This window comes from Massilia aquatica (assembly GCF_011682045.1).
Lineage (GTDB): Bacteria > Pseudomonadota > Gammaproteobacteria > Burkholderiales > Burkholderiaceae_D > Telluria_A > Telluria_A aquatica.
Genome location: NZ_VVIW01000034.1, coordinates 12,575 through 27,250 on the forward strand (window position 1 = coordinate 12,575; position 14,676 = coordinate 27,250).

The following is a 14,676-nucleotide window of genomic DNA, read 5'->3' on the forward strand; positions in this document are numbered from 1 at the left end:
TTAAAAAAGAGTTAAATAGGGGGCGGTCTAGGCGGACGCGCTTGGGGCCGGACGCACCGAGCCGGGCACGATGAACGCGCCGAGGTCGCGCATCACGTCCTTGACGAAAGGATCGTTGGCCACGGTTTCCTCGGCCACGCGCTGGCACTCCTCGCGCCAGGCGATCGCTTCGGCGCTGGCGGTGTACCACACCGGGCCGATGTCGATCTCGAGGTGGATCTTGGTCGCGGGGAAGCGCTCCTGCAGCGCCGTGCACAGTTTTTCGGTATTGCCGCTGGCGCGCAGGGTATCGATCGGCACGCGCAGGCTGAAGGTAGTGACGTTACCGTCGACCACGCACGACACCAGTTCCGTTTGCAGCGCCAGTTGCTGCGACACGCCGCGCAGCACCAGGCCGGCGGCCAGCGCCGGCCAGTTGCCGTCCCAGTCGATAGCGGGAACCGGGGTGATGACGTAGGCGTGGCGCGGACGCGCCGGTGCGCGCGCAGCTGCTGCCGCTGGCGGAGCCTCTTGCGCAACGGCGGTGTCGTCGGAAAATTCGGTGACCCAGGATGGCGGTTCGCCGTCATCGTGGGTGTCGGGATAGTGCGCTTCGGGCATCGGCGGCGGTGGCGCGGGCATGGCCTGCGCTGCGGGCGCGGCGCCCTGCGGCTCGCCCTGCTCCCATGGCGGCGGCGGCTTGGGTGCGGCCGCGGGCTCGGGCTCCGTTGGGGGAGCCGGCGGCGCGGCGGCGGCGGCGCTGGCGGCGGCCTGGTTCGACATCGCGGTCGGACGGCGCGGCGGCGAGTTCTGTCCGCGGCTGGCCGAGCGTGCCGCTTCGAGGGCGGCATTGATGGCGGCGCGCGCCGAATTCATGGCCGGCACGCTGGCCGGCGGCGCTCCCTGCGGCACGGGTGCGGGCGGCGCGGCTTGCTGCACCGGCGCCGGCGGCATGCGCGGCGGCGGTGGCGCGCTCACGGCCGTATGGCTGGCGACAGCGACCGCCGCAGAGGCGGCGCGCGCCGGTGCGGCCGCTGCGGCGGCAGCGGCTGCGCGTGCCGGCGCCGGCGAACCGGCAGCGGACGACCCGCCCGGCGGCGCGCCTTCGCCACCACCGTTACCGGGACGGAAAGCGAGCATGCGCAGCAAGGTCATGGTGAAGCCCGCGTATTCGTCGGGCGCGAGGCCAATCTCGTTGCGGCCGTGGACGACGATCTGGTAATACAGCTGCACTTCCTGGGCGTCGAACGCTTGCGCCAGGCGCAGGATGTCGGCCAGTTCGGGCAAGTCTTCCGGCACGGCGGACGGCACGCTTTGCGCCAGCGCGATGCGGTGCAGCAAGGTGCCGAGGTCTTGCAGCGCGCCGTTGTAGGACAGGCTGCGGCTGGCCATTTCGTCGGCCACCGCCATCAGGTCGGCGCCGTCTTGCGCGAGCAGTGCGTCGAGCAGGCGCACCAGGTAAGTCTGGTCGAGCGCGCCGAGCATACCCTGCACCGCGTCGAGCGTGACTTCGCCGGCCGCGTAGGCGATGGCCTGGTCGGTCAGCGAGAGCGCGTCGCGCATCGAGCCGTGCGCGCCCTGGGCCAAGAGGCGCAGCGCGGGCTGCTCGAAGCTGATGCCTTCCTGGCCGAGGATGTTATCGAGGTGGCTGATGATATGCCCCGGCGGCATCTGCTTGAGGTTGAACTGCAGGCAGCGCGAGAGCACGGTGACGGGAATTTTTTGCGGATCGGTGGTCGCCAGGATGAACTTGACGTGCTCGGGCGGCTCTTCCAGCGTCTTCAGCATGGAGTTGAAGGCGTGGTTGGTCAGCATGTGCACCTCGTCGATCATGTAGACCTTGAAGCGCGCGTTCGATGGGGCGTACACGGCCTGCTCAAGCAGCTGGGCCATTTCGTCGACGCCGCGGTTCGATGCCGCGTCCATCTCTATATAGTCGACGAAGCGGCCGGCGTCGATCGCGGTGCACGCTTCGCACACGCCGCACGGGTTGGCGGTGATGCCGCCGTTGCCGTCGGGGCCGATGCAGTTGAGCGACTTGGCCAGGATGCGCGACAGCGTGGTTTTGCCGACACCGCGTGTGCCGGTAAACAGATAGGCGTGGTGCAGGCGGCCGGTTTGCAGCGCGTGCGTCAGGGCGCGCACCACGTGCTCCTGGCCGACGAGCGTGTCGAAATTCTTGGGACGGTATTTGCGGGCGAGGACTTGATAGGACATGCTGAATTTTACCGTAGATAGCGAACGCAGGGGCTTCCCGCTGCCCGAAAAGGCAATTGTAGCAAGAGTGCGCGAGAATGCGAAACCGCCGCTTGTGCAAGCGCTGTTTTACAAAAGAATGTGGAAGGGCGAACGAGGTAGGACGGACTGGAAGATCGAAAGAGGCGAGCCTGATCTGCGGCACTTATGGTTAACGGCCGTGGCTGCTTCGTTCCCGACCTGACCAGGTTAGCCATGCCACAATGCGCAGGGGCCCGCCAGCGACAATTATAACCGACCGGGCCGGGTTGTGGGGAACACGATTGACTGTAAAGTGCGATCAATTCGGCGTCGCGAGTTGATCGCACGTTTTCGCTTGACCCTCCCACTGCAGGAATGCCTACAGTGAACACATCGAAACCGAGGAGGACATGATGTGCGACAGTAAACCGGACACCACTGACATATCGGCGTTTGCGACAGCCGACCATTTCCCGAACGTCAATCGCGCTGTCCCCGCCGCGTGCCGGCAGACCTTAGTCCGCGCAACAGACGGCACAGACGTACCACATGGGGAAGTAGCCGACACGGGCGCATCCAGAGCGCAAAGCTGTCTTTTTTGTCGTCATCGCAGAGCGAGGCACCGGCTACCGGGGAGCGCAGATGCCTAAGATCACGATTATTCCGCATTCCGAACTGGCGCCAAGCGGAGCCGAACTGAGCGTGCCGGCCGGTACCAGCATGTGTGATGCGCTACTGGACAACGGCATCGACATTGAGCACGCCTGCGGAAAGGTTGGGGCCTGCACGACGTGCCATGTCATCGTGCGCAACGGCTTTCCTTCCCTTTCCGCGGCAAGCGAGCAGGAAGAAGATATGCTCGACAGGGCTTGGGGAGTCGAACAACGTTCCAGATTGTCCTGCCAGGCGCTGATTGCCGATTCCGACCTGACAATTGAGCTTCCCCGGTACTCCGTCAACCACGCGAAAGAAAACGGTTAACGTAGGCGTTCGCGCCGTACAGTCGATGTAGCAGGGATTACCGCCCGAAAAAGAAAACCAGGCCCGCACAGTTGAACAGGACATTGCCGCCGAAGTCGGCCACAACCGCGATCGCCGCATGCCTGCGCGCCCATTCGTCAGCCGGCTTCTTTATATCCCCAGATCCTGCCAGATCGAATCGATCTTCGCCCTCACCTCGGGCGTCATGCTGATCGTGGTGCCCCATTCGCGGTTGGTCTCGCCCGGCCACTTGTTGGTGGCGTCGATGCCCATCTTGCTGCCCAGCCCACTGACCGGCGAGGCAAAATCGAGGTAATCGATCGGCGTGCTGTCGACCATCAAGGTGTCGCGCATCGGATCGACCCGGGTGGTAATGGCCCAGATGACTTCTTTCCAGTCGCGGATATTGACGTCTTCGTCGACCACCACGATGAACTTGGTATACATGAACTGGCGCAGAAAGCTCCACACCCCGAACATGACGCGCTTGGCGTGGCCGGCATACTGCTTTTTCATCTGCACCACGGCCATGCGGTAGCTGCAGCCTTCGGGCGGCAGGTAGAAGTCGGTGATTTCGCTGAACTGCTTTTGCAGCAGCGGAATGAAGACTTCATTGAGCGCCACGCCGAGCACGGCCGGCTCGTCGGGCGGCTTGCCTGTATACGTGGAGTGATAAACCGGGTCGCGCCGCATGGTGATGCGGTCGATGGTAAACACCGGAAAACTGTCCTGCTCATTATAGTAACCAGTGTGATCGCCAAACGGCCCTTCCAGCGCATGCTCGTAGCCGGTCGGATGGCTCGGATCGGCGTAAATATGGCCTTCCAGCACGATCTCGGCCGAGGCCGGCACGCGCAGTTCGCTGCCGATGGCGCGGGTTAACACCGTGCGGCTGCCGCGCAGCAATCCGGCGAACTGGTATTCGGACAGGCTGTCCGGCACCGGCGTGACCGCCCCGAGGATGGTGGCCGGGTCGGCGCCCAGCGCCACGGCCACCGGATACGGCTGGCCCTTGGTGGCAATAGCGTGCTCGCGGAAGTCGAGCGCACCGCCGCGGTGCGCCAGCCAGCGCATGATGACCTTGTTCGGGCCGATCACCTGCTGGCGGTAGATGCCCAGGTTCTGGCGCTTCTTGTTAGGGCCCTTGGTGATGACCAACCCCCAGGTGATCAGCGGGGCGATGTCGCCCGGCCAGCAATGCTGGATCGGCAGGCGCGCCAGGTCGACGTCGGCGCCTTCCCAGACGATATCGTGGCAGGCGGCGCCGCGCACTTCCTTGGGTGACATGTCCCACACGGCCTTGACCAGCGAGCCGAGGCCCATCAGGTCCTTGAAGCCCTTGGGCGGTTCCGGCTCCTTGAGGCGCGCCAGGACATGCCCAATCTTGCGCAGCTCGCTCACATCGTCGGCGCCCATGCCGAGCGCGACCCGGCGCGGCGTGCCGAACAGATTACCGAGCACCGGAATCGTATGACCGGTCGGTTTTTCGAACAAAATGGCCGGTCCGGCGGCCCGCAAAGCGCGGTCGCACACCTCCGTCATCTCCAAATAAGGCGAAACAGGCACGGAAATGCGCTTCAATTCGCCCATTTCTTGCATTTTCGACATGAAATCGCGCAAGTCTACATAGTTCATCGGTTTTTAATTCTTTTTTTCATGTAAGCATGGTTGTTGAATTCGCCATGGCAAGTTGTTGATTTCATAGGGCTTTGCTGCAATGCAGCACAAAAAGCTAGATCTAAAAGTAATATAGAATGTTTGTGTTAGTATTGACTTAGTATATACCCGCTTCTACAATTCGCCCTACTTGATGAGCGGGCACTGTCCACGGACACGATTCTAGCCTGTCTCATAACTTCACGGGGTCGGGGCCCCAATGACATTTTAAGGAGTGTTTTCAATAGGCGTCTGCCTTCTCCCCCGAAAAAGTTGTTTAGCTACTGGTCCAATACCACAGGGAACGACCAGCCCAAGCGAGCAATGACGGCGTTAATCGCGTGCCCGAGCGGCGGCGATGGACGATATTTCTGATGCACGGCATTTGTCGGTCCGCTGCGCCAACGCGCGGTATTGGACGGCTTTTTCCGCGACAAAGGGGAATTCGATGATACATCGTTTCAACGGGGCGACAGCAAAGCTCGCCCAAACCATGGCCAGCCAGCCAGTCACGTGGTCTTCCGTGAGCAAAACGGCGCGTGGTCTCCTGACCACGATGCAACACACACTGACGTTCTTTGGTGTTTCCGCACTGGCCATGATGGCCTTGCTCTACCTGCGTCCTGAACTGGCGCATGAAGCCTCGCAGTTGCTGGCCCAGCCAGTCAAGCCGGCGCCGCTTGTGGCGCGCGCGCCCGTGCAGGCGCCCGCGCTGTCGGCCCTGATGACGGCACCCGCTCCGGCGGTGCTGGTTGACAACCAGCCGCCGATCCTGGCGCTGGACGACAAAGCCATCAAGGCCAACCGCAAGCAGCAGGAGTTCGTGACCACCTGGCTGTCCAAGCGCTACCGCGTTGCCGGCGACGCTGCCGATATGCTGGTCTCGACCGCCTATTCGACGGCGCGCGAAATCAAGCTCGACCCGCTGCTGATCCTGGCAGTCATGGCGATCGAATCGGGCCTCAATCCTTTCGCGGAGAGCCCGGTGGGCGCGCAGGGGCTGATGCAGGTCATGTCGAAGATTCACCACGAAAAGTTCCAGGACATGGGCGGGACCCGCGCTGCGCTCAATCCCGTGGCCAATATCCGTGTCGGTTCGCTCATTCTCAAGGAATACGTGAAACGCGGCGGTTCGGTGGAAGCCGGCCTGAAGACCTATGTGGGCGCTGCGGCGTTTGAAACCGACCAGGGCTATGGCTCGCGCGTGATGAACGAGTACCAGAAGCTCAAGCTGGTCGCCAGCGGCAAGAAAGTGCCGACGTTCACGTCGCCGGCCGCGCCGAAACCGGTCATGGTCGAGAAGGCATCGCAGGAGCAGATCGCCGGTTTGTGATTGCCGTACACTATATATAGTGTGAGATGTGAAAAAGCCCGATGCTTGCATCGGGCTTTTTTGTGGGGGGAACGCTTGCGGCGGAGCTAGCACCGGGGTCAGACCCCTAACTGAAAAACCGGGGTCAGACCCCTAGCGGCGGGTGTCGCCCGCGACTTCGTCGGCGCGCAGTTTCGGGGCCAGCTTGTCGAGTACGCCGTTGACGTACTTGTGGCCGTCGATACCGCCAAACGACTTGGTCAGCTCGACCGCTTCGTTGATGACAACGCGATAAGGAATATCCAGGTTGTTCTTCAGCTCGAACGCGCCGATCAGCAGCACGGCGTGCTCGATCGGGGACAGCTCGGCCACGCCGCGGTCGATCAGCGGCGCAAACGCTTCGCGCAGGGCCACCGAATCCTTGATCGCGCCATACAGCAGCACCGCAAAGTGGTCGGCGTCGGCTTTTTCGAAGCCGTGCGCCGCGCGGATGTTGTTCACGACCGTGGTGGCGTCTTCATTGTTCAGCAGCCACTGGTACAGCCCCTGCAAGGCAAACTCGCGCGCGCGGTGACGCGGCGTGCGGTTCTTGCTGGGATTGGCGTGCAAAGTTTTCTCTGTCATGTTCTTACCTTCTTCTTACCGTTTATTCTTAACAACGTGTTCTTGACGATGTGGTGCCGACTGCCCGAATCAGTCTTCGTCGGCTTGCAGCTCTTCGAGCGCGATCAGCAGGTTGGCCATTTCGACGGCGCAGCGCGCAGCTTCGGCGCCTTTTTCCGCCATGCGCACTTCAGCCTGCTCGTCGTTTTCGGTGGTCAATACGGCATTGGCGATGGCGATGCCATAGTCCAGGCCGATGCGGGTGATGCCGGCGCCCGATTCGTTCGACACCAGCTCGAAGTGATAGGTTTCGCCGCGGATGACCGCGCCGAGCGCGACCAGCGCATCGAACTGCTGGGTTTCGGCCATCTTTTGCAGCGCCAGCGGGATTTCCAGCGCGCCCGGCACGGTGACGTGCAGCACGTCTTCGTCGGTCACGCCCAGGTGCTTCAGTTCGGCCAGGCAGGCCGACAGCAGGCCGTGGCCCACATCGGCGTTAAAACGCGCCTGGACGATTCCAACGCGCAGGCCTGCACCGGTCAGATTGCTTTCATAAGTTCCTACGGTCATGGCAGACCCCTTCTATATATAGGTGTGATTGATTATGGAGTGTACCGCTTCAGGCGGCTGCCTTGGCGGACGACTCGCTCTGCGCCGCACTGTCCGGCTTGGCGCGATAGCCGGTCACTTCCAGGTCGAAACCGGTCATCGATGGCATTTTGCGCGGGCTGGCCAGCAATTCCATCTTGCCGACGCCCAGGTCCTTGAGGATCTGGGCGCCGATGCCGTAAGTACGCAGGTCCATGCTGGCGGCGCGCCCGGTCGGCTTGCTGTTGGCGTCGAGGGCGGCGAACTGGGCGAACAGCTGCTCGGCCGTCTCGCCGCAATTGAGCAGCACCATCACGCCACGGTCGGATTGCTTGATCGCCTGCATCGACGAGGCCATGGTCCACGAGTGGGTGGTCGCTTCGCTGTCGAGCAGGTCGAGGATGGAAACCGGCTGGTGCACGCGCACCAACGCGTCCAGGTTCGGCGCCAGGTCGCCATGCACCATGGCCAGGTGGGCCGAGCCGCTGGGCTTGTCGCGGAAGGCGATCAGGCGGAATTCGCCGTAGGCGGTCTGCATGGTGCGCTCGGCAATGCGCTCGACCAGGCACTCGTTCTGCCCGCGATAGTGGATCAGGTCGGCAATGGTGCCGATTTTCAGATTGTGTTCCCTGGCAAATTCGAGCAGGTCCGGCAGGCGCGCCATGGTGCCGTCGTCCTTGAGGATTTCGCAGATGACCGAGGCCGGGGTCAGGCCGGCCATCTCGGTCAGGTCGCAGCCGGCTTCGGTGTGGCCGGCGCGCATCAGCACGCCGCCGCGCTGGGCCTTGAGCGGGAAAATGTGGCCTGGCTGCACAATATCGGCCGGGCTGGCGTTCTTGGCCACCGCCACCTGGATGGTCTTGGCGCGGTCGGCCGCCGAAATGCCGGTGGTCACGCCTTCGGCCGCCTCGATCGACACCGTGAAGTTGGTGCCGTAAAAGGTGCCGTTGCTCGACGTCATCATCGACAGATTCAGCTGCTTGCAGCGTTCTTCGGTCAGGGTCAGGCAGACCAGGCCGCGCGCGTGCTTGACCATGAAATTGATGGCTTCGGGCGTTACGAAATCGGCCGCCAGCACCAGGTCCCCCTCATTTTCGCGGTCTTCTTCATCGACCAGGATGACCATGCGCCCTGCGCGCAATTCTTCGACGATTTCGGGGGTACTGGAGATTGACATGACTTGATCCTCGGATACGGAAAGCTGCTGGAGCGTAATCCGCTATTTTAAAGGATTTACCCGACTTCAACTGACCTAAGCTTGGTAAGAGTTTGGCGCCGCACTGCGCCGGCACTTGCCGGGAAGTCAATTCGTTGCACTGAGACAACAATATGCTTGAAATGATAAGGGAATGTTACGCTTTTCAAAACGATCCGAAACAAATTTCCGGAGCGCGCGCCGACCTGCATTATCATCACTGCAGGCCTCGCCTTCCGTCTGTTGACTGCCGGAGCGCGGCCCGGAGCCACTAATGCCAGTACGTTTTCACGACCACCAGCGCGCACTATCCTGGCAACCGGAGCCTGGCCTATGTCCACGATCCTGATTGTCGACGACCGGCCGTCGAACCGGCGCTACCTGAGCGCCCTGCTCGGCCACACCGGCCACCGCCTGCTCGAAGCCTACGACGGCGCGCACGCGCTGGCGCAGGTGCGCGCCGAGCGTCCCGACCTGATCATCACCGATATTCTGATGCCGGCCATGGACGGCTACGAATTCGTGCAGCAGCTGCGCGCCGACCCGGAGCTGGCCGCCACCCGCGTGATCTTTTACTCGGCCATCTACGCGGTCAGCGAAACCATGGCGCTGGCGCGCAGCTGCGGCGTCGAGCGGGTGCTGGCCAAGCCGGCCGACCCGGACGACATCCTGGCCGCGGTGCACGGCGAACTGGGACTGGCGCACCAGGCGCCTGAGCACAGCGACGCCCAAGCGGCCAGCGCGCCGCTGAACATGGACATGGGCACGGACCTGCGCGGCAGCATCGACGACGCGCTGGTCTCGGCGCGCCAGGCGCTCGGCGCCCTGCTCGAGCGCCATGAAGTGGCCAATCCGACGTTGGGAGCCGACCTGGCCACCCTGCTGGGGGAGCGCATGAGCGGCCTGCGCAGCCTGGCCGCGCGCCTGGGCGCCCTCGAAGAAATGGGCCTGCGCCTGACCGGCGAACGCAATCCCGACATCATGCTCAGCGTATTCCTGCAAGCGGCCGGCGCCATCCTGGACGCCGACTGCATGGCGGTGTGCCTGCTCGACAGCGGCGAACAGCGGGTGCGCCACCTGGGCGTGCTCGGGGTCGCGCGCGATGTGCTCAGCGAGACGGCGCTCGAGCGCGAGCGCCTGCCCGGCTGCCTGCTCGACCAACCGCTGGCGCTGCGCGTGCAGGGCCAGGCCGCCCTGCCGGCCGGCCATCCGCCGGTGGGCGCTTTTTTAGGCCTGGCGATCCGCGACCGCAACCAGCTGTATGGCTGGATGTACTGCACGCGCGGGAGCGGAGCCGAGCCGTTCAGCCACGAAGATGAACGCATCGGCGTCACGCTCGGCGCGCAGCTGGCGGTGGCCTACGAAAACCTGTGCCTGTACGAAGTGGTGCAGCGCCACGCCGCCCAGTTGCAGCTGGAAGCGGCCGCGCGCCAGCAGGCCGACCGCGCCCTGCACGACAGCGAACAGCGCCTGCGCCTGTCGGCCCGCATCCTCGAGAGCACGCAAGAGAGCATCATGATGACGGACGCGAACGCCGACATCATCGCCGTCAACCCGGCCTTCGAACAGATTACCGGCTACAGCGAAGCGAGCGTGTTGGGCCGCAATCCGCGCCTGCTGCGCTCAGGGCGCCACGACGGCGCTTTCTACCGCGCGATCTGGGCCAGCCTGACCAGCACCGGCCAATGGCGCGGCGAGATCTGGAACCGCCGCAAGAACGGCCAGGTGTACCCGGAGCGGATCAGCATCAACGCGGTGCGCGGCGCCAGCGGCGAGGTCGATGCCTACGTCTCGGTATCGAGCGACATCAGCGCGCTCAAGGCGGCGCACCACCAGGTCGACTTCCTGAGCAACCACGATCCACTGACCCTGCTGCCGAACCGCTCGGTGCTGACCGAACGGATGCAGCAAGCGATCGCCTCGGCGCGCCACGGCGACCGCCAGATCGCCCTGCTGCTGTTTAACATCGACCGCCTGCAACGCATCAACGACAGCCTGGGGCACGAAGCCGGCGACGCCCTGCTGCGCGAAGTGGCGCGCCGCGCCGGCCTGCTGGCCGGTCCGGCCGACTCGCTGGCGCACCTGGGCAGCGACGAATTCGTGCTGCTGCTGACCGAATGCCTGGACTCGGACGCCATCATCGTGGCGGTGCGCCGCCTGATCGACGAAATCGCCCAGCCGTTCCACGCCGGCGGCCATGAACTGATCGTCACCACCAGCGTGGGCATCAGCATCTACCCGCGCGACGGCGCCAATCCGAGCGAATTGCTGAAAGCGGCCGACGTGGCGCTGTCGCACATGAAGGATGCGGGGCGCAATGGCTTTCGCTTCTTCAAGGGCGAGATGAACGCGCACGCGCTGCGCTGGATGGCGCTGGAAACGCACCTGCGCCGCGCCATCGAACGCAACGAACTGTCGCTGCACTATCAGCCGCAGGTGTCGCTGGCGGACGGCCGCATCTGCAGCATGGAAGCGCTGCTGCGCTGGAGCAGTCCGGAACTCGGCCAGGTCGGCCCGGGCGACTTCATCGCGCTGGCCGAGGACACGGGCCTGATCCTGCCGATCGGGAACTGGGTGATCCGCCAGGCCTGCCTGCAAAACAAGGCCTGGCAGGATGCGGGCCTGGCGCCGCTGCGGGTGGCGGTCAACGTCTCGGCGCACCAGTTCACCGCCGGCACGGTACCGGCCGTGGTGCGCGAGGCGCTGCGCGAGTCCGGCCTGGCGCCGCAGTATCTGGAGATCGAACTGACCGAAAGCGTCATGATGCGCGACAGCGAAGCGGCCGAAGTGCAGCTGGCCGAACTGACCGGCATGGGCGTGTCGATCTCGCTCGACGACTTCGGCACCGGTTACTCCTCGCTCGGCTACCTGTCGCGCTTCATGCTCGACAAACTGAAGATCGACCAGAGTTTTGTGCGCAATATCATCACCGACCCGCGCAGCGCCGCCATCGCCCAGGCCACCATCGCCCTGGCGCACGGGCTGTCGCTGTCGGTGGTGGCCGAGGGTGTGGAGACGCAGGAACAGCTGGCCTTCTTGCAGCGCATCGGCTGCGACGAAGTGCAGGGCTACCTGTTCAGCCGTCCGCTGGCGGCCGACGCCATGGCCACGCTGATGGCGTCCGGTGCGCGCCTGGCGCTGCCGGCGCCGGCCGATACGCTGCCCCCTTCGCTACCCGCATCCCTACCGGCGTCACCAAAGGAGTAGAATCCGCGCTCTACTAAAAAACATTGCAGAGACGCTAATGACCAAGTATTCCGTTCGATCCGCTTGTGCGGCCACCTTCCTGATGGTGTTCGCGCTGAGCGCCCAGGCAGCCATCAAGCTGGACGACGCGATACCGGCAGGCCCGCAGGTCAAGGTTGGCAAGCTGGCCAACGGCCTGACGTACTACATCCAGAAAAACGGCAAGCCCGAGAAAAAGCTCGAACTGCGCCTGGTCGTCAAAGCCGGCTCGATCCTGGAAGACGACGACCAGCTGGGCCTTGCCCACTTCACCGAGCACATGGCCTTCAACGGCTCGACCAACTTCAAGAAGCACGAACTGGTCTCATACCTGCAGTCGATCGGGGTAAAGTTCGGGGCCGACCTGAATGCCTACACCAGCTTCGACGAGACGGTCTACATCCTGCCGATCCCCACCGACAACCGCGACAACATCGACAAGGGTTTCCTGGTGCTGCAGGACTGGGCGGGCGGGCTGACCATGAACGCGGCCGACATCGACAAGGAACGCGGCATCATCCTGGAAGAACTGCGGCTTGGCAAAGGCGCGGCCGACCGCATGAACAAGGTCATCATGCCCAAGCTGTACAACGGTTCGCGCTACGCGCAGCGCATGCCGATCGGGCAGGAACACGTGATCAAGGGATTCAAGCACGAAGCGATCCGGCGCTTCTACAAGGACTGGTACCGGCCCGACCTGATGGCGGTCGTGGTGGTGGGCGACATCGACCCGGTCGACGCCGAGCGTCTCGTCAGGCAGCACTTCGGGCAGTTGAAGAACCCGGTCCGGCCACGCGCGCGCACCTACGCCGCCATTCCCACGCGCGCCCATACCGAAGCGCTGGTGGTAACCGACAAGGAAGCGTCGTCGAATGCGCTGCTGATCCGCTATCCGGTGAAGGAATCGGTCGACAAGGGTACTTTCGGGGCCTACCGCGAAAAGCTGGTCGAAGCGCTGTTTGCCGGCATGCTGGGCCAGCGCATGCAGGCACTGGCCCAGCAGGCCAATCCGCCGTTCATGGCCGGCTCAAGCTCGGTCGGCAAACTGACGCCGCGCTACACCTCGTTCAACGCCTCGGCGGCCTTGGGCAAGGGTGGCGCCATGCCGGCCATCGACGCGCTGGTGCAGGAAAATGCGCGCACCCGCCAGTTCGGTTTCAGCGCCCAGGAATTCGAACGGGCGCGCAAGAACATGATGCGCCAGTACGAACTGGCCTACAACGAACGTGACAAGACCGACTCGGGCAGCTATGTCGGCGAATACGTGCGCAACTTCCTCGAGCAGGAAAGCATCCCCGGCATCGTCAACGAATTTACCTACGTGCGCGAACTGCTGCCGGCCATTACCCTCGACGACATGAACCGCTACGCGCGCGCCACCATTCCCGCAGCGTCGGCCAAGCTGGTGGTGTACATGGGCAGCGCCAAGGAAGACAGCCCGGCGCCGACCAGCGCCCAGCTGCTGGAGGCAGTGGCCGCGGCCGAAAAAGTGACGGTGCACGCGCAGGAGCAAAAGACGCTGGCCACGGAATTGATGGACAAGCCGCCTGCCGCAGGCAGCATCGTCGCCCAGAGCGAAGACAAGGCGCTCGGACTGACCCGCCTGACGCTGTCGAACGGCGTGAAAGTGATCCTCAAGCCGACCGACTTCCGCAACGACCAGGTGATGATGAGCGCCGTGCGCTTCGGCGGCCAGACCCTGTTTGGCGACGCCGACATCATCAACGCGCGCTACGCGAACGCGGTGGTGGCCACCATGGGCCTGAAAGACTACTCCCCGCTCGACCTGCAAAAGATCCTGGCCGGGAAAGCGGCCACGGTCAGCCTCTCGCTGGGCAACCACATCGACGGCATCACCGGCAGCGCCGCCAACGACGACATCGAAACCATGCTGCAGCTGGTGTACCTGCGCATGACGGGTGTGCGGCGCGACACGGATTTGTACAAGTCCTTCATTGGCAAACAGGTCGAAGCGGCGCGCAACGCGATGGCGCAGCCGGAATCGGTGTTTCGCGACACCCTGGTGAGCACCCTGTACCAGGACCATCCGCGTGTGGCGCGCACGGCGCGCCCGGGCGACTTCGACAAGCTCGATCTGGAGCGCGCGCTGGCGGTGTACCGCGCGCGCTTTTTCAGCGCCAGGGACATGACCTTCATCCTGGTCGGCAGTTTTGACATGGCCAAGGTCAAGCCGCTGCTGGCGACCTACCTGGGCGCGCTGCCGGTGGGCGAGATCGAGGTGGGCTACAAGGATGTGGGCGTGCGTCCGGTGCGCGGCGTGGTGAAGAAAGAAGTGCGCAGCGGGTCGGAAGCGAAAAGCAGCGTCTCGCTCAACTTCAGCGGCGAGGCGCCGTATTCGGACGACGAAGCGATGCGCTTCCAGGCGATGCTGGAAGTGATCAACATCCGCATCACCGACATCCTGCGCGAGAAGCTGGCGCTCATCTACGGCGGCGGCATGAACGGCAGCTTGAGCAAATACCCGTATGAGAATTACGTGGTGTCGGCAGCGCTGCCGACTGGCCCAGAGAATGTGGACAAGGTGATCGCCGCCACGATGGCCGAGATTGTGCGCATGAAGGAACAAGGACCGGACCTGGCGGACCTGAACAAGGTCAAGCAGAACTGGCTGCAGAATCACCAGAAGTCGCTGCGCGAGAACGGCTACTGGCTCAACCGCCTGCAAGCGGCGCAGCTGCAAGGGAGCGATCCGGCCGAGATCCTGGCGTACCCGCAAAAGGTCAAGGCCATCACCCCGGAGCAACTGAAACAGGCCGCCCGGCGCTACTTCGACATGAACAATTATGTGCAGTTGGTGCTCTACCCTGAAACCAAATAACCCCGGCGTTAGTTTTACCCAGTACTCCTGTTAGTGGCGGTGCGCTGTGAAAGGTTTATCTTACGATATGCTTTCACGGTG

The 14,676-nt window shown here is 63.7% G+C and carries 10 protein-coding genes and 1 other RNA gene; 4 read left to right on the plus strand and 7 right to left on the minus strand.

What is annotated here, in order from left to right; all coding sequences use genetic code 11:
• Positions 1–27 precede the first annotated feature (27 nt).
• Together F1609_RS31045 and ffs are read right to left on the minus strand one after the other, a co-directional pair.
• The gene (locus F1609_RS31045) at positions 28–2,196 is read right to left on the minus strand and encodes a DNA polymerase III subunit gamma/tau (RefSeq protein ID WP_167081286.1); all 2,169 of its coding nucleotides are present in this window, start codon (positions 2,194–2,196) and stop codon (positions 28–30) included.
• A 160-nt stretch (positions 2,197–2,356) separates the two neighbouring features.
• An RNA gene (gene ffs / locus F1609_RS31050) (signal recognition particle sRNA small type) lies at positions 2,357–2,455 on the minus strand.
• Between the two features lie 383 nt (positions 2,456–2,838).
• Between ffs and fdx the strand changes: the two genes are divergently transcribed.
• Positions 2,839–3,177, plus strand: a complete 339-nt coding sequence (fdx, locus tag F1609_RS31055) for an ISC system 2Fe-2S type ferredoxin (protein WP_167081288.1) — start codon at positions 2,839–2,841, stop codon at positions 3,175–3,177.
• Between the two features lie 150 nt (positions 3,178–3,327).
• On the opposite strand, the gene ubiD is transcribed toward fdx, so the two are convergent.
• Positions 3,328–4,812: a 4-hydroxy-3-polyprenylbenzoate decarboxylase gene (ubiD, locus tag F1609_RS31060; protein ID WP_167081290.1), complete on the minus strand. Its 1,485-nt coding sequence runs from the start codon at positions 4,810–4,812 to the stop codon at positions 3,328–3,330.
• A 354-nt stretch (positions 4,813–5,166) separates the two neighbouring features.
• Positions 5,167–5,346, minus strand: a complete 180-nt coding sequence (locus tag F1609_RS31065) for a hypothetical protein (RefSeq protein WP_167081270.1) — start codon at positions 5,344–5,346, stop codon at positions 5,167–5,169.
• 34 nt (positions 5,347–5,380) lie between these two features.
• Between F1609_RS31065 and F1609_RS31070 the strand changes: the two genes are divergently transcribed.
• Positions 5,381–6,166 carry a lytic transglycosylase domain-containing protein gene (locus F1609_RS31070; protein WP_229422159.1) on the plus strand — a complete coding sequence of 262 codons (786 nt, stop codon included), beginning with the start codon at positions 5,381–5,383 and terminating at the stop codon, positions 6,164–6,166.
• 132 nt (positions 6,167–6,298) lie between these two features.
• On the opposite strand, the gene nusB is transcribed toward F1609_RS31070, so the two are convergent.
• The 3 genes from nusB to ribBA all read right to left on the minus strand — a co-directional run bounded on the left by nusB (position 6,299) and on the right by ribBA (position 8,513).
• On the minus strand, positions 6,299–6,769 hold the full coding sequence (gene nusB, locus F1609_RS31075; RefSeq protein WP_166873304.1) for a transcription antitermination factor NusB: 471 nt from the start codon (positions 6,767–6,769) through the stop codon (positions 6,299–6,301).
• Positions 6,770–6,838: 69 nt separating this feature from the next.
• Positions 6,839–7,318, minus strand: a complete 480-nt coding sequence (ribH, locus tag F1609_RS31080) for a 6,7-dimethyl-8-ribityllumazine synthase (RefSeq protein WP_166887694.1) — start codon at positions 7,316–7,318, stop codon at positions 6,839–6,841.
• A gap of 49 nt (positions 7,319–7,367) precedes the next feature.
• Positions 7,368–8,513: a bifunctional 3,4-dihydroxy-2-butanone-4-phosphate synthase/GTP cyclohydrolase II gene (gene ribBA, locus F1609_RS31085; protein WP_167081294.1), complete on the minus strand. Its 1,146-nt coding sequence runs from the start codon at positions 8,511–8,513 to the stop codon at positions 7,368–7,370.
• Positions 8,514–8,864: 351 nt separating this feature from the next.
• Between ribBA and F1609_RS31090 the strand changes: the two genes are divergently transcribed.
• Together F1609_RS31090 and F1609_RS31095 are read left to right on the plus strand one after the other, a co-directional pair.
• Positions 8,865–11,738, plus strand: coding sequence for a two-component system response regulator (locus F1609_RS31090; protein ID WP_229422157.1), 2,874 nt, complete (start codon positions 8,865–8,867; stop codon positions 11,736–11,738).
• Positions 11,739–11,775: 37 nt separating this feature from the next.
• A complete protein-coding gene (locus tag F1609_RS31095) occupies positions 11,776–14,595 on the plus strand; it encodes a M16 family metallopeptidase (RefSeq protein ID WP_167081296.1) in 2,820 nt (939 codons plus the stop codon).
• Positions 14,596–14,676 lie beyond the last annotated feature (81 nt).

What these genes read in the sequence shown, in the direction of transcription:
- F1609_RS31045 (WP_167081286.1), bottom strand. Translation starts at nt 2,196, where the DNA reads ATGTCCTATCAAGTCCTCGCCCGCAAATACCGTCCCAAGAATTTCGAC.
- nusB (WP_166873304.1), bottom strand. Translation starts at nt 6,769, where the DNA reads ATGACAGAGAAAACTTTGCACGCCAATCCCAGCAAGAACCGCACGCCG.
- ribBA (WP_167081294.1), bottom strand. Translation starts at nt 8,513, where the DNA reads ATGTCAATCTCCAGTACCCCCGAAATCGTCGAAGAATTGCGCGCAGGG.
- F1609_RS31095 (WP_167081296.1), top strand. Translation starts at nt 11,776, where the DNA reads ATGACCAAGTATTCCGTTCGATCCGCTTGTGCGGCCACCTTCCTGATG.
- ubiD (WP_167081290.1), bottom strand. Translation starts at nt 4,812, where the DNA reads ATGAACTATGTAGACTTGCGCGATTTCATGTCGAAAATGCAAGAAATG.
- ribH (WP_166887694.1), bottom strand. Translation starts at nt 7,318, where the DNA reads ATGACCGTAGGAACTTATGAAAGCAATCTGACCGGTGCAGGCCTGCGC.
- F1609_RS31090 (WP_229422157.1), top strand. Translation starts at nt 8,865, where the DNA reads ATGTCCACGATCCTGATTGTCGACGACCGGCCGTCGAACCGGCGCTAC.
- fdx (WP_167081288.1), top strand. Translation starts at nt 2,839, where the DNA reads ATGCCTAAGATCACGATTATTCCGCATTCCGAACTGGCGCCAAGCGGA.